The sequence below is a fragment of the Pseudomonas sp. PB106 genome (assembly GCF_009764645.1).
Taxonomy (GTDB): Bacteria; Pseudomonadota; Gammaproteobacteria; order Pseudomonadales; family Pseudomonadaceae; genus Aquipseudomonas.
Map to the genome: position 1 here is coordinate 21,753 of NZ_RWIM01000118.1, position 19,980 is coordinate 41,732.

17 protein-coding genes are annotated in these 19,980 nt (G+C 60.7%); 16 read left to right on the top strand and 1 reads right to left on the bottom strand.

Annotation, left to right across the window (positions count from 1 at the left end):
• The first annotated feature begins 304 nt into the window (after positions 1–304).
• The 16 genes from mraZ to lpxC all read left to right on the top strand — a co-directional run bounded on the left by mraZ (position 305) and on the right by lpxC (position 18,144).
• Positions 305–760 (top strand): division/cell wall cluster transcriptional repressor MraZ, encoded by a 456-nt coding sequence (gene mraZ / locus EJA71_RS15530; RefSeq protein WP_007917012.1) that lies wholly within the window; start codon positions 305–307, stop codon positions 758–760.
• Positions 757–1,704, top strand: a complete 948-nt coding sequence (gene rsmH / locus EJA71_RS15535) for a 16S rRNA (cytosine(1402)-N(4))-methyltransferase RsmH (RefSeq protein ID WP_007917010.1) — start codon at positions 757–759, stop codon at positions 1,702–1,704. The genes mraZ and rsmH overlap by 4 nt, the downstream gene beginning before the upstream one ends.
• Positions 1,701–1,994, top strand: coding sequence for a cell division protein FtsL (gene ftsL, locus EJA71_RS15540; protein ID WP_007917008.1), 294 nt, complete (start codon positions 1,701–1,703; stop codon positions 1,992–1,994). The genes rsmH and ftsL overlap by 4 nt, the downstream gene beginning before the upstream one ends.
• Entirely contained in the window at positions 1,994–3,733 is a 1,740-nt protein-coding gene (locus tag EJA71_RS15545; RefSeq protein WP_178113708.1) for a penicillin-binding protein 2, read from the top strand. The genes ftsL and EJA71_RS15545 overlap by 1 nt, the downstream gene beginning before the upstream one ends.
• Positions 3,733–5,196 (top strand): UDP-N-acetylmuramoyl-L-alanyl-D-glutamate--2,6-diaminopimelate ligase, encoded by a 1,464-nt coding sequence (locus EJA71_RS15550; protein WP_158958245.1) that lies wholly within the window; start codon positions 3,733–3,735, stop codon positions 5,194–5,196. The genes EJA71_RS15545 and EJA71_RS15550 overlap by 1 nt, the downstream gene beginning before the upstream one ends.
• A complete protein-coding gene (murF, locus tag EJA71_RS15555) occupies positions 5,189–6,556 on the top strand; it encodes a UDP-N-acetylmuramoyl-tripeptide--D-alanyl-D-alanine ligase (protein ID WP_158958248.1) in 1,368 nt (455 codons plus the stop codon). The genes EJA71_RS15550 and murF overlap by 8 nt, the downstream gene beginning before the upstream one ends.
• Positions 6,556–7,638 carry a phospho-N-acetylmuramoyl-pentapeptide-transferase gene (mraY, locus tag EJA71_RS15560; RefSeq protein WP_008082775.1) on the top strand — a complete coding sequence of 361 codons (1,083 nt, stop codon included), beginning with the start codon at positions 6,556–6,558 and terminating at the stop codon, positions 7,636–7,638. Before murF ends, mraY begins: the two co-directional genes overlap by 1 nt.
• Positions 7,639–7,643: 5 nt before the next feature.
• Entirely contained in the window at positions 7,644–8,990 is a 1,347-nt protein-coding gene (murD, locus tag EJA71_RS15565) for a UDP-N-acetylmuramoyl-L-alanine--D-glutamate ligase (RefSeq protein ID WP_158958250.1), read from the top strand.
• Positions 8,987–10,204 carry a putative lipid II flippase FtsW gene (gene ftsW / locus EJA71_RS15570; protein ID WP_007916996.1) on the top strand — a complete coding sequence of 406 codons (1,218 nt, stop codon included), beginning with the start codon at positions 8,987–8,989 and terminating at the stop codon, positions 10,202–10,204. Before murD ends, ftsW begins: the two co-directional genes overlap by 4 nt.
• Positions 10,194–11,264 (top strand): undecaprenyldiphospho-muramoylpentapeptide beta-N-acetylglucosaminyltransferase, encoded by a 1,071-nt coding sequence (gene murG / locus EJA71_RS15575; RefSeq protein WP_064392864.1) that lies wholly within the window; start codon positions 10,194–10,196, stop codon positions 11,262–11,264. The genes ftsW and murG overlap by 11 nt, the downstream gene beginning before the upstream one ends.
• Positions 11,257–12,717: a UDP-N-acetylmuramate--L-alanine ligase gene (gene murC, locus EJA71_RS15580; protein WP_158958252.1), complete on the top strand. Its 1,461-nt coding sequence runs from the start codon at positions 11,257–11,259 to the stop codon at positions 12,715–12,717. Before murG ends, murC begins: the two co-directional genes overlap by 8 nt.
• Positions 12,714–13,673, top strand: a complete 960-nt coding sequence (locus tag EJA71_RS15585; RefSeq protein ID WP_158958254.1) for a D-alanine--D-alanine ligase — start codon at positions 12,714–12,716, stop codon at positions 13,671–13,673. Before murC ends, EJA71_RS15585 begins: the two co-directional genes overlap by 4 nt.
• Positions 13,674–13,677: 4 nt before the next feature.
• Positions 13,678–14,544 (top strand): cell division protein FtsQ/DivIB, encoded by an 867-nt coding sequence (locus tag EJA71_RS15590; RefSeq protein ID WP_158958256.1) that lies wholly within the window; start codon positions 13,678–13,680, stop codon positions 14,542–14,544.
• A 15-nt stretch (positions 14,545–14,559) separates the two neighbouring features.
• Positions 14,560–15,819, top strand: coding sequence for a cell division protein FtsA (gene ftsA / locus EJA71_RS15595; RefSeq protein WP_008082764.1), 1,260 nt, complete (start codon positions 14,560–14,562; stop codon positions 15,817–15,819).
• Positions 15,820–15,923: 104 nt separating this feature from the next.
• Complete coding sequence (gene ftsZ / locus EJA71_RS15600) at positions 15,924–17,120, top strand: cell division protein FtsZ (RefSeq protein ID WP_122590020.1); 1,197 nt, start codon at positions 15,924–15,926, stop codon at positions 17,118–17,120.
• A 112-nt stretch (positions 17,121–17,232) separates the two neighbouring features.
• A complete protein-coding gene (lpxC, locus tag EJA71_RS15605; protein WP_007916984.1) occupies positions 17,233–18,144 on the top strand; it encodes a UDP-3-O-acyl-N-acetylglucosamine deacetylase in 912 nt (303 codons plus the stop codon).
• Between the two features lie 202 nt (positions 18,145–18,346).
• Here lpxC and EJA71_RS15610 read toward each other — a convergent pair whose 3' ends face one another.
• Complete coding sequence (locus EJA71_RS15610) at positions 18,347–19,855, bottom strand: sensor domain-containing diguanylate cyclase (protein WP_158958258.1); 1,509 nt, start codon at positions 19,853–19,855, stop codon at positions 18,347–18,349.
• Positions 19,856–19,980: the final 125 nt, after the last annotated feature.

The window sequence follows — 19,980 nt, forward strand, 5'->3', positions numbered from 1 at the left end:
TCCCACCTCGCTTCAATCAACAGCAGAAGCGCTTTTGTAATACCGAAAAAATCTTACTCTTAACAAATTACTTTAACTTTCGAGCGCAGCTTTCAGTGCTGCATCAAGTTATAGGTCAAAAGTCTGCGCCAGATTGTCGTTACGCCTCCTTTTAAGCTCCTAAATCTCCGTTCTGTAAGGGTTTTCCTTTAATCCGCGCCTTGACGGTGTGGTGGGCGCATTCCTATAGTGTGCGCAAGTGGCGGAAAGTGGCATGAAGTGGGTTTTTTGAGCTCAAAACGATAAAAATTGGAGAAACGCAGACGTGTTTCGCGGAGCTAACGCTATCAGTCTCGACGCAAAGGGCCGTCTCGCTATGCCGAGCCGGTACCGTGACGAGCTCGATTCGCGCAGTTCTGGCCAATTAATCGTCACCATTGATGCCGTTGATCCGTGTCTGTGTGTCTATCCGCTCGACGAGTGGGAAATTATTGAAACCAAGTTGCGCGCACTCCCTTCGCTTCGCGAAGAGAACCGTCGCCTGCAGCGTTTATTGATCGGCAACGCCGTCGACCTCGAGCTCGATGGCAGTGGCCGTTTTCTGGTTCCACCGCGTCTGCGCGAGTACGCCAAGCTGGATAAGCGCGCAATGCTGGTAGGCCAACTGAACAAGTTCCAATTGTGGGACGAGGATGCATGGAACGCGGTGTCTGCCGCTGACCTTGCTGCCATTCAACAACCGGGCGCGATGCCTGATGAACTGCGTGATTTGATCCTGTGACTATTGATAGCGGCTTTAACCACATCACCGTACTGCTTGACGAAGCCGTCGAGGCTCTCGCCGTACGTCCTGATGGCTGCTATCTGGACGGTACGTTCGGGCGCGGCGGACACAGCCGGTTGATCCTCAGCCAGCTCGGCACCGACGGTCGGCTCATCGGATTCGACAAAGATCCTCAAGCGATTGCCACCGGGCAAACGCTAGCGGCCGAAGACGGCCGCTTTGTCGTTGTGCAGCGCAGCTTTGCCGAGCTGGGTTCGGTGGTTGCCGAGCAAGGTCTGAGCGGCAAGGTCAGCGGCATTCTGCTTGATCTCGGCGTGTCGTCGCCGCAGCTCGACGACGCTGAGCGCGGTTTCAGTTTTCTCAACGACGGCCCGCTGGACATGCGCATGGACCCGTCCCGCGGCATCAGCGCTGCCGAGTTCGTCAACACCGCGCCGGCTGAGGAAATCGCCCGGGTGTTCAAGGAATACGGCGAAGAACGTTTCTCCGGTCGCATGGCTCGCGCCGTCGCCGAGCGTCGCGACATCAAGCCGTTCGAGCGCACCGCCGATCTGGCTGAAGTATTGAAAGTCGCCAACCCGGCGTGGGAAAAGGGCAAAAACCCAGCCACCCGTGCGTTCCAGGGTTTGCGCATTCACGTCAACAACGAACTGGGTGATCTGGAAGCCGGCCTCGAGGCGGCGCTGGATGCTCTGGAAGTGGGCGGTCGCCTGGTGGTGATCAGCTTCCACTCCCTGGAAGACCGCATCGTCAAACTGTTCATGCGCAAGCTGGTGAAAGGCGAAGCCGACAACCTGCCGCGCAACCTGCCGGTTCGCCACGTCGCGTTCGAACCGAAAATCAAAGTCCATGGCAAAGCGCAGACGGCCTCCGACGCCGAACTCAAAGCCAACCCACGTTCCCGTAGCGCCGTCATGCGCGTCGCGGAGAAGTTGCGGTGAGCAAGCTTTTCGCCAAACCACTGCCCGGCGGCAGCTTTCTGATGCTGCTGCTGTTCATCGGCGTGCTCGTGTCGGCCATTGCCGTGTCGTACAGCGCGCACTGGAACCGGCAGTTGCTCAACACCCTTTATAACGAACTCAGCGTGCGCGACAAGGCGCAGGCCGAGTGGGGCCGTTTGATTCTTGAACAGAGCACCTGGACTGCGCACAGCCGCATCGAAGTGCTGGCCACCGAACAACTGAAAATGCACATCCCGGGCGCGGCTGACGTGAAGATGGTGGCGCCATGATGAAACTCGAAGGCGCACTGTTCCCATGGCGCTTCCGCCTGATGGTGGCGCTGCTCGGTATCATGGTCGCGGCGATCTGCTGGCGCATCATCGACCTGCAAGTGGTTGACCGTGACTTCCTCAAGGGTCAGGGCGATGCGCGCAGTCTGCGTCACATTCCGATTCCGGCTCACCGTGGTCTGATCACTGACCGAAACGGCGAGCCTTTGGCCGTGAGTACCCCGGTGACCACGCTGTGGGCCAACGCCAAGGAAATGCAATCAGCCAAAGAAAAATGGCCAGCACTCGCCGCCGCGCTGGGACAGGATCCGAAAGCCCTGACCGAACGCCTCGAAGCGCAAGCCAACAAAGAATTCATTTATCTGGTGCGCGGGTTGACCCCCGAGCAGGGCCAGGCCGTGCTCGACCTTAAAGTACCGGGCGTTTACGGCATCGAAGAATTCCGCCGCTTCTATCCGGCCGGCGAAGTCACCGCGCACATGGTCGGGTTTACCGACATCGACGACCATGGTCGCGAAGGTGTCGAGCTGGCCTATGACGAATGGCTCGCCGGTGTGCCGGGCAAACGGCAGGTCATCAAGGATCGGCGCGGTCGGCTCATCAAGGATGTCCAGGTCACCAAAAACGCCAAGGCCGGCAAGCCCTTGGCGTTGTCCATTGACCTGCGTCTGCAATATCTGGCCAACCGCGAGCTGCGTAACGCGATCATCGAGAACGGCGCCAAGGCCGGCAGTCTGGTGATCATGGACGTCAAGACCGGTGAGATTCTCGCCATGGTCAACCAGCCGACCTACAACCCGAACAACCGTCGCAACCTGCAACCGGCGATGATGCGTAACCGCGCGATGATCGACGTGTTCGAGCCAGGTTCGACCATGAAAGCCATTTCGATGAGTGCCGCGATCGAAACCGGCCGCTGGAAACCGAGCGACACCGTCGAGGTATATCCGGGCTCCCTGCAGATCGGCAAGTACACGATCAAGGACGTTTCCAGGACTGAAGGCCCGGTGCTCGACCTGACCGGCATCCTGATCAATTCCAGTAACGTCGGCATGAGTAAGGTTGCCTTCGATATCGGCGGCGAAACGATTTTCCGCCTCGCGCAGAAAGTCGGTCTCGGCCAGGACACCGGCCTCGGCTTCCCAGGCGAACGTGTCGGCAACCTGCCGAACTATCGCGAGTGGCGCAAGGCTGAAACCGCGACGCTGTCGTACGGCTACGGTATCTCCGTGACCGCGATCCAGCTCGTTCACGCGTTCTCGGCCCTGGCCAACAACGGTCGTCTTGCGCCGCTGACCCTGATCAAAACCGACAAGATGCCGCAGACCACCCAAGTGCTGCCCGAAGCCGTGGCGAAAACCATGCAAGGCATGCTGACTCAAGTGATCGAAGCACCGCGCGGCGTGTTCCGTGCCCAGGTGCCGGCGTATCACGTGGCCGGCAAGTCGGGTACTGCACGTAAAACGTCGGTCGGCACCAAGGGCTACGCGGAAAACTCGTACCGCTCGCTGTTCGCCGGTTTCGGCCCGATGAGCGATCCGCGTTACGCAATCGTTGTGGTGATCGATGAACCGTCCAAGGCCGGTTACTTCGGTGGTCTGGTATCGGCGCCGGTGTTCAGCCGCGTGATGTCCGGCACCCTGCGCCTGATGAACGTGACCCCGGACAACCTGCCGACGACGCAACAAGCCAACGCCACCCCGGTCATTCCGCTGAAAGCCAATGGAGGGCGCGGCTGATGTCATTAAGTCTGAACAAGATATTCCCCCACGCCGGCCACGATCTGTTGATCCGTGAATTGGCGCTGGACAGCCGCAACGTGCGCGCAGGCGATCTGTTCCTCGCCGTGCCTGGCGGCAAATTCGATGGCCGTGCGCACATCGCCGATGCCCTGCAACGTGGCGCGGCTGCGGTTGCTTATGAAGTCGAAGGCGCCACCGTGCTGCCGATCACCGACGTGCCGCTGATTCCGGTCAAAGGCCTGGCGGCGCAGCTGTCGGACATCGCCGGACGTTTTTACGGTGAGCCAAGCCATCACTTGAACCTGATCGGCGTGACTGGCACCAACGGCAAGACCAGCGTGACCCAATTGGTCGCGCAGGCACTGGATCTGCTCGGCCAGCATTGCGGCATCGTCGGCACCCTCGGCTCCGGCTTCCATGGCGCACTGGAAAGCGGCCTGCACACCACGCCGAATCCGATCGCCGTGCAAGCGACCCTGGGCGACCTGAAAAAGGCCGGCGCCAAAGCCGTGGCCATGGAAGTGTCGTCTCACGGTCTGGATCAGGGCCGCGTTACTGCCTTGGCGTTCGACGTCGCAGTGATGACCAACCTGTCCCGCGATCATCTGGATTATCACGGCACCATGCAGGCGTACGCCGAGGCCAAGGCCAAGCTGTTCGCCTGGAATGACCTGAAGTGCCGCGTGGTCAACCTCGACGACGATTTCGGCCGGCAACTGGCCGCTGAAAAACGTGAGTCGCGCTTGATCACTTATAGCCTGCTCGACAGCAGCGCCTATCTGTATTGCCGCGAAGCGCAGTTCGACGACCACGGCGTGCGCGCCACGCTGGTCACGCCGCAGGGCGAGCATCATCTGCGCAGCACGCTGCTCGGCCGTTTCAACCTGAGCAACGTCCTGGCGGCGGTCGGTGCCTTGCTCGGTCTGGATTACGCGCTCGACGAAATTCTCAAAGTGCTGCCGAAACTCGAAGGCCCGGCCGGACGTATGCAACGTCTGGGTGGCGGCACGCAGCCGTTGGTGGTGGTCGATTACGCTCACACCCCGGATGCATTGGAAAAAGTCCTGACCGCGTTGCGCCCGCACGTCAAAGGTCAACTGCTGTGCCTGTTCGGCTGTGGCGGTGACCGTGATCGCGGCAAGCGTCCGTTGATGGCTGAAGTGGTCGAGCGTCTGGCCGATCAGGTGCTGGTCACCGACGACAACCCGCGCACCGAAGACCCAGCAGTGATTTTCGACGACATCCGCGCCGGTTTCACCGCTGTGGATAAAGTCACTTTCGTCGCTGGCCGTGGCCAGGCGATTGCGCAACTGGTCGCCGGCGCGTCCGCCGAAGACGTGATTGTCCTGGCCGGTAAAGGTCACGAGGACTATCAGGAAATCAATGGCGTGCGTCATGCCTTCTCTGATCTGGTCGAGGCTGATCACGCCCTGACCGCTTGGGAGGTGGCCCATGCTTAAGGCCTTGAAACTCAGCGAGCTGACCAACGCCCTGAATGCACGCCTGATTGCTGCCGATGCCAGTTTCGACGGCGTCAGCATCGACAGCCGTGCGATCCAGCCTGGGCAACTGTTTATTGCGTTGACCGGTCCGCGTTTCGACGGTCATGACTATTTGAATGACGTTGCCGCCAAAGGCGCCGTCGCTGCACTGGTCGAACGTGAAGTGGCCGACAGCACCTTGCCGCAACTGCTGGTCAAGGACACCCGTCAGGCCCTCGGCCAGTTGGGCGCGCTGAACCGTGCTGCATTCACTCAGCCTGTCGCAGCGATCACCGGTTCCAGCGGCAAGACCACCGTCAAGGAAATGCTCGCGAGCATCCTGCGCACGCGCGGTCCGGTGTTGGCGACCCGTGGCAATCTGAATAACGACCTCGGCGCACCGCTGACTCTGCTCGAACTGGCCCCGGAACACACTTCGGCGGTGATCGAACTGGGTGCCTCGCGTCTGGGTGAAATCGCTTACACCGTCGGGCTGACCAAGCCGCACGTCGCGATCCTGAACAATGCCGGCACTGCGCACGTCGGTGAGTTTGGCGGGCCGGAAAAAATCGTCGAAGCCAAAGGCGAAATCATCGACGGACTGGCGGCTGATGGTGTTGCCGTGCTCAACCTCGATGACAAGGCTTTCGGTATCTGGAAGACCCGTGCCGGCGCGCGCAAGGTGCTGACTTTTGCCCTGAGCAACACGCACGCGGACTTCTACGCCAGCGATCTGAGCACCGATGCCCGTGGTTGCCCGGCCTTCAATCTGCACACACCTGAAGGTGTCGAGCGCGTTCAACTGAACCTGCTCGGCACCCACAACGTCGCCAATTCCATGGCCGCCGCGGCTGCCGCTCACGCCTTGGGCGTGTCGCTGTTCAGCATCGCCACCGGGCTTGGCGCCGTGCAACCGGTCAAGGGTCGCACCGTCGCGCAACTGGCGAAGAACGGCATGCGCGTGATCGATGACACTTACAACGCAAACCCCACCTCGATGTGCGCCGCCGTTGATATACTCGCCGGCTTTTCCGGCCGCACCGTCCTGGTGCTCGGAGATATCGGCGAGTTGGGCGATTGGGCGGAGCAGGGGCACCGCGACGTGGGCGAGTACGCCCGGGGCAAGGTTTCCGCGCTTTATGCCGTTGGGCCAAACATGGTTCACGCCGTGAACGCATTCGGTGAACAGGCGCATCACTTCGGAACGCAAGCCGAACTGATCCAGGCCCTCGACGCCGAGCAGGACACAAACACCACAATTTTGATCAAGGGTTCGCGCAGTGCAGCGATGGAAAACATCGTTGCGGCTCTGTGCGGGTCCAGTCTGGAGAAACATTAATGCTGCTGCTGCTAGCGGAGTATCTGCAACAGTTCTACAAAGGCTTCGCGGTCTTTCAGTACCTGACCCTGCGCGGGATCCTCGGTGTGCTGACCGCGCTGGTTTTGTCGCTGTGCTATGGCCCGTGGATGATCCGCACCCTGCAGAACCGTCAGATCGGGCAATCCGTGCGTAACGACGGCCCGCAATCGCACCTGTCCAAGTCGGGTACACCGACCATGGGCGGCGCGCTGATTCTGTCTTCGATCGGCGTCAGCACGTTGCTCTGGGCTGACCTGAGCAACCGCTACGTCTGGACTGTTCTGCTGGTGACCCTGCTGTTCGGCGCCATCGGCTGGGTCGACGATTACCGCAAAGTCATCGAGAAGAACTCGCGTGGTTTGCCGAGCCGCTGGAAGTATTTCTGGCAGTCGGTGTTCGGCCTCGGTGCAGCGATCTTCCTTTATATGACCGCGTCCACTCCGGTGGAAACCACGCTGATCCTGCCGATGCTCAAGGACTACAGCATTCCGCTGGGCCTGGGCTTCATCGTGCTGACTTACTTCGTGATCGTCGGTTCGAGCAACGCGGTCAACCTGACTGACGGCCTCGACGGTCTGGCGATCATGCCCACCGTGATGGTCGGCGGTGGCCTCGGCATCTTCTGCTACCTGTCGGGTAACGTGAAATTCGCTGAATACCTGCTGATCCCTTATGTGCCGGGCGCGGGTGAACTGATTGTGTTCTGCGGTGCGCTGATCGGTGCCGGCCTCGGCTTCCTCTGGTTCAACACCTATCCGGCGCAAGTGTTCATGGGCGACGTCGGTGCACTGGCACTTGGCGCGGCACTGGGCACCATCGCCGTGATCGTCCGTCAGGAAATCGTCCTGTTCATCATGGGCGGCGTGTTTGTGATGGAAACCCTGTCAGTCGTCATTCAGGTTGCGTCCTTTAAGCTGACCGGTCGCCGTGTGTTCCGCATGGCGCCGATCCACCACCACTTTGAACTCAAGGGCTGGCCCGAGCCGCGCGTGATCGTCCGTTTCTGGATCATCACCGTGATTCTCGTGTTGGTTGGCCTTGCCACCCTGAAGCTGAGGTAGAACGAGTGTCTCTGATCGCTTCTGACCACTTCCGCATCGTTGTCGGCCTCGGCAAGAGCGGCATGTCCCTGGTTCGCTTCCTGGCGAACCGGGGCACGTCGTTTGCCGTGGCGGACACGCGGGAAAATCCACCGGAACTGGCCACGCTCAAGCGTGACTATCCGCACGTGGAAGTGCGTTGTGGCGAGCTGGACGTCGAATTCCTCTGCCGTGCCGACGAGCTCTACGTGAGCCCCGGCCTGGCGCTGGCGACCCCGGCCCTGCAAGCCGCTGCGGCCCGTGGCGTGAAACTGTCCGGTGACATTGAGCTGTTCGCGCGTAACGCGCAGGCGCCGATCGTGGCCATCAGTGGTTCCAACGCGAAAAGCACCGTCACCACCCTGGTCGGCGAGATGGCGGCTGCGGCCGGCAAACGCGTCGCCGTCGGCGGCAACCTTGGCACTCCGGCGCTGGATCTGCTCCGCGACGACGTCGAGCTGTACGTGATGGAGTTGTCGAGCTTCCAGCTGGAAACCACCGACCAGCTCAACGCCGAAGTGGCTACCGTACTGAACATCAGCGAAGACCACATGGATCGCTACAGCGGTCTGCCGGCCTACCACTTGGCCAAGCACCGGATCTTCCGTGGCGCCAAGCAGTTCGTGGTCAACCGTCAGGATGCGCTGAGCCGTCCGCTGATGGGCGAGGGCCAGCCATGCTGGACCTTCGGCCTGACCAAACCGGATTTCAAGGCGTTCGGTATCCGTGAAGAAGACGGCGAGAAATATCTGGCCTTCGAATTCGAGAACCTGATGCCGGTGCGAGAACTGAAGATTCGCGGCGCCCACAATCAATCCAATGCCCTCGCGGCATTGGCGCTGGGTCATGCTGTCGGTCTGCCGTTCGATGCGATGCTCGCGGCGTTGCGCACTTTCGCCGGTCTCGAACATCGCTGCCAGTGGGTGCGCGATCTCGACGGCGTGGCGTACTACAACGATTCCAAAGCCACTAACGTTGGCGCCGCTCTTGCCGCCATCGAAGGCTTGGGTGCGGACATCAACGGTAAGGTCATTCTGATCGCTGGTGGCGATGGCAAGGGTGTCGAGTTCAACGATTTGCGTGATCCGGTGGCGGCCAACTGCCGCGCCGTGATCCTGATGGGCCGTGACTCCGACAAGATCGGCGAGGCCATCGGCGATGCCGTGCCTTTGATTCGCGCGACCTCGCTGGTCGACGCCGTCGCACAATGCCGCGCCGCCGCCCAGCCGGGTGACGTGGTGCTGTTGTCGCCGGCCTGTGCCAGTTTCGACATGTTCAAAAATTACGAAGACCGTGGTCACCAGTTCGTCCGCGCTGTGGAGGAACTGGCATGAGCCTGCGCAATATCATCAAACCGTATCCGTCGCCGATCATCACCGGGCGCGGCATCGACCTCGATTTCCCGATGCTCGCCGGTTGCCTGGCGCTGCTCGGTCTCGGTTTGATCATGATCGCCTCGGCGTCCACTGAAGTGGCGGCGGCGCAGTCGGGCAGTCCGCTGTATTACATGATTCGCCACCTTATTTACGTGGTGCTGGGCCTGGGCGCGTGCATCGTCACCATGATGATTCCGATTGCCACCTGGCAACGCCTTGGCTGGCTGATGCTGATCGGTGCGTTCGGTTTGCTGGTGATGGTGATCATCCCCGGCATCGGGCGCGAAGTGAACGGTTCGATGCGCTGGATCGGTTTCAGCTTCTTCAACGTGCAGCCTTCGGAAATCGCCAAGGTGTTCGTGGTGATCTACCTCGCCGGTTATCTGGTGCGTCGCCAGAAAGAAGTGCGCGAGAGCTGGATGGGTTTCTTCAAGCCGTTCATCGTGCTGCTGCCGATGGCCGGTCTGTTGCTGATGGAGCCGGACTTCGGTGCCACCGTGGTGATGATGGGCGCTGCGGCGGCCATGCTATTCCTCGGCGGAGTCGGGTTGTTCCGCTTCTCGCTGATGGTGGTGTTGGCGGTCGGGGCCGTGGTGCTGTTGATTCAGATGCAGCCGTATCGAATGGCGCGTCTGACCAACTTCGCCGACCCGTGGGCTGACCAGTTCGGCGCCGGTTATCAACTGTCGCAAGCGTTGATCGCGTTCGGTCGCGGTGAATGGCTCGGCGTGGGTCTGGGCAACAGCGTGCAGAAGCAGTTCTACCTGCCGGAAGCGCACACCGACTTCGTGTTCTCGGTATTGGCTGAAGAACTGGGCGCGGTCGGTTCGCTGTGCACCGTCGCGCTGTTCGTGTTCGTGTGTATTCGCGGCATGTACATCGGCTTGTGGGCGGAAAAAGCCAAACAGTTCTTCGCTGCTTATGTGGCTTACGGTCTGTCGTTCCTGTGGATTGGTCAGTTCCTGATCAACATCGGGGTGAACGTCGGCCTGCTGCCAACCAAGGGTCTGACCTTGCCGTTCCTCAGTTACGGCGGCAGTTCGCTGGTGATCTGCTGTGCCTGCCTTGGCTTGTTGCTGAGGATCGAGTGGGAGAGTCGAACCCACCTCGGCAGCGAAGAGATGGAATTCCATGAGAGCGACTTCGCTGAGGAGCCGAATCATGGGCGCTAACGTATTGATCATGGCCGGCGGCACCGGCGGTCACGTGTTCCCGGCGCTGGCCTGTGCCCGCGAGTTTCAGGCGCGCGGCTACACCGTGCACTGGCTCGGCACGCCACGCGGAATCGAAAACGAACTGGTCCCGGCCGCAGGTCTTGAACTGCACCGGATCAACGCCACTGGCCTGCGCGGCAAGGGCAAGCTGTCGCTGCTCAAGGCGCCGTTCATGCTGTTGAAATCGGTGTGGCAGGCGCGGGCGATCATTCGTCGCTTGAAGCCGGTTTGCGTGGTCGGCTTCGGTGGTTATGTGACTGGCCCTGGGGGGCTTGCCGCGAAACTGGCCGGCGTGCCGGTGATCGTTCACGAGCAGAACGCCGTGGCCGGCACCGCCAATCGGTTGCTGGTGCCGTTCGCCGCCCGGGTGTGTGAAGCCTTCCCCGACACCTTTACTCTGTCGGACACCCGCCGTACCACCGGAAACCCGGTGCGCAGCGAGCTGTTCCTCGACACATCGCGACCTGCTCTGGCCGGTCGAAAAGCGCGTTTGCTGATCCTTGGCGGAAGCCTCGGCGCTGAACCGTTGAACAAATTGCTGCCTGAAGCCCTGGCCCAAGTCGCTGCCGATTTGCGCCCGGAAGTGTTTCATCAGGCCGGCAAAAACCACGATGAAGTGACTGCAGAGCGCTACCGCGCCGCCGGCGTCGATGCGCAGGTGCAGCCGTTCATCAAAGACATGGCCCAAGCCTATGGCTGGGCTGACCTGGTGGTGTGCCGCGCAGGCGCGTTGACCATCAGTGAGCTGGCTGCCGCCGGTCTGCCCTCGATGCTGGTGCCTTTGCCCCACGCGATTGACGATCACCAGACCCGCAACGCCGATTATTTGGCCCGTGAAGGCGCTGCCTTCCTGATGCCGCAAAGAACGACTGGTGCCGCGGACCTTGCCGCGCGCCTGACAGAGGTCTTGATGCAACCGCAACGACTCGAAGATATGGCCCAAGCGGCCCGCCGTCTGGCGAAACCCGATGCCACCCGTAGCGTGGTCGATACCTGTCTGGAGGTGGCTCATGGTTGAGAATCAGAAAGCCATGCCGCAACCGGAAATGCGCCGTATCCGTCGCATCCACTTCGTCGGCATCGGCGGCGTGGGCATGTGCGGGATTGCCGAAGTGTTGTTGAACCTGGGCTATGAAGTGTCCGGTTCCGACCTGAAAGCTTCGCCGGTCACCGAGCGCCTGGAATCGTTTGGCGCGCACATTTTCATCGGCCACCGTGCCGAGAACGCCGCGACCGCCGATGTACTGGTAGTGTCGAGCGCGGTGAACACCTCCAACCCGGAAGTCGCGACCGCGCTTGAGCGTCGCATTCCAGTGGTGCCGCGTGCCGAAATGCTCGCCGAACTGATGCGCTATCGCCACGGCATCGCCGTCGCCGGTACGCACGGCAAAACCACCACCACCAGCCTGATCGCTTCGGTGTTCGCCGCCGGTGGTCTGGATCCGACGTTCGTCATCGGTGGCCGTCTGAATGCAGCAGGCACCAATGCCCAGCTTGGCACCAGCCGTTACCTGATCGCCGAAGCCGATGAAAGCGATGCGAGCTTCCTGCACCTGCAACCGCTGGTGGCCGTGGTCACCAACATCGACGCCGACCACATGGCGACCTACGACGGCGACTTCAACAAACTGAAGAAAACCTTCGTCGAGTTCCTGCACAACCTGCCGTTCTACGGTTTGGCCGTGATGTGCCTGGACGATCCGGTGGTGCGCGAAATCCTCCCGCTGGTGAAACGTCCGACCGTGACCTACGGCTTCAGCGAAGACGCTGACGTGCGCGCGATCAATGTGCGCCAGCAAGGCATGCAGACCTTCTTCACCGTGCTGCGACCTGACCGCGAGCCTTTGGATGTGTCCGTGAACATGCCGGGCAACCACAACGTGCTCAACTCGCTGGCGACCATTTGCATCGCCACCGACGAGGGCGTCAGCGATGAAGCCATCGTTCAGGGCCTGTCGGGCTTCCAGGGTGTCGGCCGACGCTTCCAGGTCTACGGCGAACTGCCGGTGGACGGCGGCAACGTAATGCTGGTCGATGACTACGGTCATCACCCGACGGAAGTTGCGGCAGTGATCAAAGCCGTACGCGGGGGCTGGCCGGAGCGCCGTCTGGTGATGGTGTATCAACCGCACCGTTACAGCCGCACCCGCGACCTCTACGACGACTTCGTCAATGTATTGGCCGATGCCAACGTGCTGCTGCTGATGGAAGTCTATCCGGCCGGCGAAGAGCCGATCCCGGGCGCCGACAGCCGCAAGCTGTGTAACAGCATCCGCCAGCGCGGTGCGCTGGACCCGATCTACATCGAGCGTGGCGTCGATCTGGCACCGCTGGTCAAGCCGCTGCTGCGTGCCGGCGACATCCTGCTGTGCCAGGGCGCCGGTGATATCGGCGGGCTGGCGCCGAAGCTGTTGAAAAGTGAATTGTTCGCTGGCGCCGTGGCGGCGTCGGTCGAGGGGAAGTTGAAATGACTGCTGCCTACGCCAACCTGTTCTCCACGATCGCGCCGAAAGATTTCGGCCGCGTCGCCGTGCTCTTCGGCGGCTTGAGTGCCGAGCGTGAGGTTTCGCTGAAATCCGGTAACGCCGTGCTCGACGCGCTGCAAAGCGCCGGCGTGGACGCGTTCGGCATCGACGTTGGCGAGGATTTCCTGCAGCGTCTGCTCAGCGAAAAAATCGACCGTGCGTTCATCATTCTCCACGGCCGTGGCGGTGAAGACGGCAGCATGCAGGGCCTGCTCGAGTGCGCCGGCATTCCCTACACCGGCAGCGGCATTCTGGCTTCGGCACTGGCGATGGACAAGCTGCGCACCAAGCAGGTCTGGCACAGCCTCGGGATTCCGACGCCGCGTCACGCCGTGCTGTGCAGCGAAGCCGATTGTATTTCGGCGGCGACGGAACTGGGCTTCCCTTTGATCGTCAAACCGGCGCATGAAGGTTCAAGTATCGGGATGGCCAAAGTGAGTTCTGCGTCCGAGTTGATCGACGCATGGAAAGCGGCCAGTACCTACGATTCGCAAGTCTTGGTTGAGCAATGGATCCACGGTCCGGAGTTCACCATCGCCACCCTGCGTGACCAGGTGTTGCCTCCAATCGCCCTGGGTACACCGCACACGTTCTACGACTACGACGCCAAGTACATCGCCAACGATACCCAGTACCGCATTCCGTGTGGGCTGGATGCCGCCAAGGAACAGGAACTCATGGATCTCACGGCCAAGGCCTGTGAGGCGCTGGGGATTGCCGGTTGGGGCAGGGCGGACGTGATGCAGGACGCCGACGGGCAGTTCTGGTTCCTCGAAGTCAACACCGCACCGGGCATGACCGATCACAGTCTGGTGCCGATGGCGGCCCGTGCTGCCGGTCTGGATTTCCAGCAACTGGTTCTGGCCATTCTGGCCGCCAGTGTTGAAGACGCTAGAGGTTAAGACGATGCAAGGCGCTCAGCTCCGACATCAGCCTCCCGCACCCGGCCGCAAGCCGGTGCCGCGGGGTGCCAGCCGCATGGTGGCGAAAGAGCCGATGTCCGCGCGCCTGCCGAAAGCCAATTTCGGCTTCGTGAAAAGTCTGTTCTGGCCAGTGCTGTTGGTCGTGCTGGGTTTTGGTACCTACGAAGGGGCAACGCGTTTGCTGCCGTACGCCGACCGGCCGATCAGCAAGATCGCCGTTCAGGGCGACCTGAGTTACATCAGTCAGCAAGCGGTGCAGCAGCGAATCGCCCCGTATGTGGCGTCGAGTTTCTTCACCATCGACCTCGCCGGGATGCGTACCGAGCTTGAGCAGATGCCCTGGATCGCCCACGCCGAAGTACGTCGGGTGTGGCCGGACCAGGTAGTGATCCGCCTCGAAGAGCAACTGCCTGTGGCGCGTTGGGGCGACGAGTCGTTGCTGAACAACCAGGGCCAGGCGTTCACGCCAAAGGAGCTGGCGAACTACGAACACCTGCCGCAGCTGTTTGGCCCACAACGGGCCCAGCAGCAAGTGATGCAGCAGTATCAGGTGCTGAGCCAGATGCTGCGGCCGTTGGGCTTCTCGATTGCACGCCTGGAACTGCGTGAACGCGGGAGCTGGTTCCTGACCACCGGTGCCGGCAGTTCCGGCCCCGGCATCGAGTTGCTGCTGGGACGCGGCAACCTGGTGGAAAAGATGCGCCGCTTTATCGCCATCTATGACAAGACGCTTAAAGACCAGATTACGAACATTGCGCGCATCGATCTGCGCTACGCCAACGGCCTCGCTGTTGGCTGGCGGGAACCTGTAGCGCCGACGACAGCCCAACCCGCTGTCGCAAAGAATTAAGAAGAGGCAGGACCCATGGCAAACGTGCAAAGCGGCAAAATGATCGTCGGTCTCGATATCGGCACCTCCAAGGTGGTGGCGCTGGTCGGCGAGGTCTCCGACGACGGCTCGCTGGAAATCGTCGGGATCGGTACCCACCCGTCCCGTGGCCTGAAGAAGGGCGTGGTGGTCAACATCGAATCCACCGTGCAATCGATCCAGCGCGCGATCGAAGAAGCCCAACTGATGGCGGGCTGCCGCATTCACTCGGCGTTCGTCGGTGTGGCGGGCAATCACATCCGCAGCCTGAACTCCCACGGCATCGTCGCGATCCGTGATCGCGAAGTCAGCTCGGCCGACCTTGAGCGCGTCCTCGACGCCGCTCAGGCTGTGGCGATCCCGGCTGACCAGCGCGTGCTGCACACCCTGCCGCAGGATTACGTGATCGATAACCAGGAAGGCGTGCGGGAGCCACTGGGCATGTCCGGCGTACGTCTGGAAGCCAAGGTTCACGTGGTCACCTGCGCCGTCAACGCCGCACAGAACATTGAAAAATGCGTGCGCCGCTGCGGTCTGGAAATCGACGACATCATCCTCGAGCAACTGGCCTCGGCCTACTCGGTACTGACCGACGACGAGAAAGAACTGGGCGTGTGCCTGGTCGACATCGGCGGCGGCACCACCGACATCGCGATCTTCACCGAAGGCGCGATCCGTCACACCGCGGTGATCCCGATTGCCGGTGATCAGGTGACCAACGACATCGCCATGGCGTTGCGCACCCCGACCCAGTACGCCGAAGAGATCAAGATTCGCTACGCCTGCGCCCTGGCCAAACTGGCCGGCGCCGGTGAAACCATCAAGGTGCCGAGCGTTGGCGACCGTCCACCGCGCGAACTGTCGCGTCAGGCCCTGGCCGAAGTGGTCGAACCGCGTTACGACGAACTGTTCACGCTGATTCAGGCCGAGCTGCGTCGCAGCGGCTACGAAGACCTGATCCCGGCCGGCATCGTCCTCACTGGCGGTACATCGAAGATGGAAGGCGCCACTGAACTGGCCGAAGAAATCTTCCACATGCCGGTTCGTCTGGGCGTGCCGCACGGCGTCAAAGGTCTGGATGACGTGGTACGCAACCCGATTTATTCCACTGGCGTTGGCTTGTTGATGTACGGCCTGCAAAAGCAGTCCGACGGGATCTCGTTCTCGGGCATCGGCAGCCGCGACAGCTACAGCAACGAAGAGCCGCAGGCGCCGTTGCTGGACCGATTGAAGAAGTGGGTTCAAGGCAACTTTTAAAAGCAGTTCGAAGCGTCAAGCTTCGAGCGGCAAGCAGTAGCAGTAGATGCACCGCAACAAACATGCAGTAGGCGAAAAAACTAGAGAATGTAAGGAGAGGGAAAATGTTCGAACTCGTAGACAACATCCCCGCAAGCCCGGTAATCAAAGTTATCGGTGTCGGCGGTGGCGGCGGCAACGCTGTCAACCACATGGTCAAGAGCAACATCGAAGGCGTTGAATTCATCTGCGCCAACACTGATGCTCAAGCGCTGAAAAACATCGGCGCGCGCACCATTCTGCAACTGGGTACCGGTGTGACCAAAGGTCTGGGCGCCGGCGCCAACCCTGAAGTAGGTCGTCAGGCCGCTCTCGAAGACCGTGAGCGCATTGCCGAAGTCCTGCAGGGCACCAACATGGTGTTCATCACCACTGGCATGGGCGGCGGTACCGGTACCGGTGCTGCGCCGATCATCGCCGAAGTGGCCAAGGAAATGGGCATTCTGACCGTTGCAGTCGTGACGCGTCCGTTCCCGTTCGAAGGCCGCAAGCGTATGCAGATCGCCGACGAAGGCATCCGCATGCTTTCCGAAAGCGTCGACTCGTTGATCACCATTCCCAACGAGAAGCTGCTGACCATCCTCGGTAAAGACGCAAGCCTCTTGTCGGCTTTCGCCAAGGCTGACGATGTACTGGCTGGTGCCGTTCGCGGTATCTCCGACATCATCAAGCGTCCGGGCATGATCAACGTCGACTTCGCCGACGTGCGTACCGTGATGAGCGAAATGGGCATGGCGATGATGGGCACTGGCTGCGCCAGCGGTCCGAACCGTGCACGTGAAGCGACCGAAGCGGCAATCCGCAACCCGTTGCTGGAAGACGTGAACCTGCAAGGTGCACGCGGCATCCTGGTGAACATCACCGCCGGTCCTGACCTGTCCCTGGGTGAGTACTCCGACGTGGGTTCGATCATCGAAGCCTTCGCTTCCGAGCACGCGATGGTCAAGGTCGGTACCGTTATCGATCCGGACATGCGCGACGAACTGCACGTTACCGTGGTTGCCACGGGTCTGGGCGCGAAAATCGAGAAGCCTGTGAAGGTCATCGACAACACCGTTCACACTTCCATGGCTGCCTCCCAGGTACAACAACCGGCTCCGGCCCGTCAGGAAGCGCCAGCGGTGAACTACCGTGATCTGGACCGTCCGACCGTCATGCGCAACCAGGCTCAGGCCGGTGCTGCGGCTGCCGCGAAGATGAATCCGCAAGATGATCTGGATTACCTGGACATCCCGGCATTCCTGCGTCGTCAGGCCGATTGATGGAATGTATCAGGGCTATGAAGGTGATTGGTGTTCAGCAAAGGCATGGTCTGCTATCATCGCCAGCCTTTGTTGATACCAGTTCGCAATTTGCGCTGAAGCGGCCCAAGCCATGATTAAACAACGCACACTGAAAAATATTATCCGTGCCACAGGTGTAGGCCTGCACTCCGGTGAGAAGGTCTATCTGACCCTCAAGCCTGCGCCTGTCGACACTGGCATTGTGTTTTGTCGCGCTGACCTCGACCCTGTGGTGCAGATTCCTGCCCGCGCGGAAAACGTCGGTGAAACCACTATGTCGACGACGCTGATCAATGGCGACGTGAAAGTGGACACGGTAGAGCACTTGCTCTCGGCCATGGCTGGCCTGGGCATCGATAACGCCTACGTCGAGCTCTCCGCGTCCGAAGTCCCGATCATGGATGGCAGCGCTGGACCCTTCGTATTCCTGATTCAATCGGCAGGCCTGGAAGAACAGGACGCCGCCAAGAAATTCATCCGCATCCTGCGTGAAGTGACAGTGGAAGACGGCGACAAGCGCGCCACTTTCGTCCCTTTCGAAGGGTTCAAGGTGAGCTTCGAGATCGATTTCGATCACCCGGTATTCCGGGACCGCACCCAAAGTGCAAGCGTGGATTTTTCCAGCACTTCGTTCGTAAAAGAAGTCAGCCGCGCCCGTACCTTTGGTTTCATGAGTGACATCGAGTACCTGCGCAAGCACAACCTCGCACTCGGCGGCAGCGTTGAAAACGCAATCGTGGTCGATGCCGATGGCGTGTTGAACGAAGACGGTCTTCGCTATGAAGACGAATTCGTGAAGCACAAGATCCTCGATGCTATTGGCGACCTGTATCTGCTGGGTAACAGCCTGATTGGTGAGTTCAAAGGCTTCAAGTCCGGTCATGCACTGAACAACCAGCTGTTGCGCAAGTTGATTGAGCAAACAGATGCTTGGGAAGTGGTGACGTTCGAAGACGCCAGCACCGCACCAATCTCTTACATGCGCCCGGTTGCGGCGGTGTAAGTAAAAAACCTCTCTAGTTTTTTGAAGGCCATCCTCGGATGGCCTTTTTTTATGCCTGTGGTTTTTGTGTTGCCTGAGCTGGCCCTATCGCTGGCAAGCCAGCTCCCACAGTTTCCAAGGTGAAACACAAATTTCGAATACGCCAAAAATCCCTGTGGGAGCTGGCTTGCCAGCGATGGGGCCGGTGAGGCCAACACATCTGTCAGGTTGCGACTACCACCCGATTCCGCCCACCTTCCTTGGCCTGATACAACGCCTTATCCGCCGCAAACAACAGCTGCTCCAGCGTCATCTCACTCGCCGCCGTCCATGTGGCGATGCCAATGCTCACCGTCATCGGCCGCTCAGCCCCTTCAACCAGCGGCAATTGCTCCACTGCCTGGCGAATATGCTCGGCAATCATCTGCGCGCCATGACCATCAGTCTCGGCCAGAATCACCGAAAACTCCTCGCCGCCATAACGCGCGACCAAATCCGCCGGTCGTCGCACATTGTCAGTGATGACCTTGGCCAGTGCCTTCAACGCTTGATCACCAGCCTGATGCCCATGCCGGTCGTTGAACGCCTTGAAATGGTCGGCATCGATCATCATTACCGACATCGGTCTGCCCGAACGCTGGGCGCGAAACCACTCGTGACGCAGCGATTGATCAAGCATCCGACGATTGGCTACACCGGTCAGCGCATCAGTCGCGGCCAATTGCGCCAGTCCGCGCTCGGCACGCTGGCGTCGGCGCAGTTCACGGGCCAGCAGCCAGGTCAGCCAAAGCAAGCCCACGCAGAGTACGCCGGTGGCACCGCTGATCAGCATCGCAGTTCGGCGCCAAGTCGCGAACACCTCGTCGCTGGACAGCGCGACCATCACCGTCAGCGGCAAGTTGCCGACCCGCGAATAGGTATAGAGGCGCTGTTGATGGTCCATGCTCGACGTACTGGTGAAACTGCCATTGCCATCGGGGTCGCGCAGGATTCGTATCACGTTGGGTCGATTGCCGAAGTTCTTGCCGATCGAATCACTCTGCAGATAAGGCTTCTGCGCCAGCAGCACGCCGTCGTGGTCAATGATGTTCAGCGTGCTGCCCCTGCCGATGTCGAGGCTGTTGAACAACTGATCGAAGTAGTCGAGCTTCATCGAGGCTACAGCCACCCCGGCGAACTCTCCGGTCTCCGTCGAAATCCTGCGGCTGAAACTGATTCGCCACTGATTGGCCTCGTCGCAGTCGCAACGGGTCTTGAACGGACGGCTGATAAACATACCGACATCGCGGTTAAACGCGTGGGCGAGGAAGTAGTCGCGGTCGGCGAAATTGCCCGGTTTCGGCTCGACCCGCGATGAGTCGGCGACCACGTCGCCATGCTTGTCGAGCAGCAGAATATCGCCCTTGAAGCGCGCGGTGGTTGAGCGGTCGAACAGCGCTAGATGGCGTATTTGCGGCGAGACGTCTTGCAGGTCATCGCGCTGGGCGGCGGCGATCAGGCCTTGCAGGGTCAGGTCATACAGCTCGACAGTGCGCAGCACATCGGCGTCGATCAGTTGAGCGATGGTGGTGGCACTGCGGGTTGCCGATTCGCGGGCATTGGCGTGCTCGCGGATCAGCAGGAAGGTAACGATGCACACAATCGCGATCACGGTCAGCAAACTGCCGCAGATCAGCAGCAGCTCGGGGCGTCCGGTCTTGCCCGAAACGGGCGGGGTGCGGCTCGCGATCATGATGGGATGTCGGTTGGGGGGAGGTCTTGTAAGCGTAGTTGCACTCCCGTAGGAGCTGCCGAAGGCTGCGATCTTTTGATCTTGCTTCTAAAAATCAAAAGATCGCAGCCTGCGGCAGCTCCTAC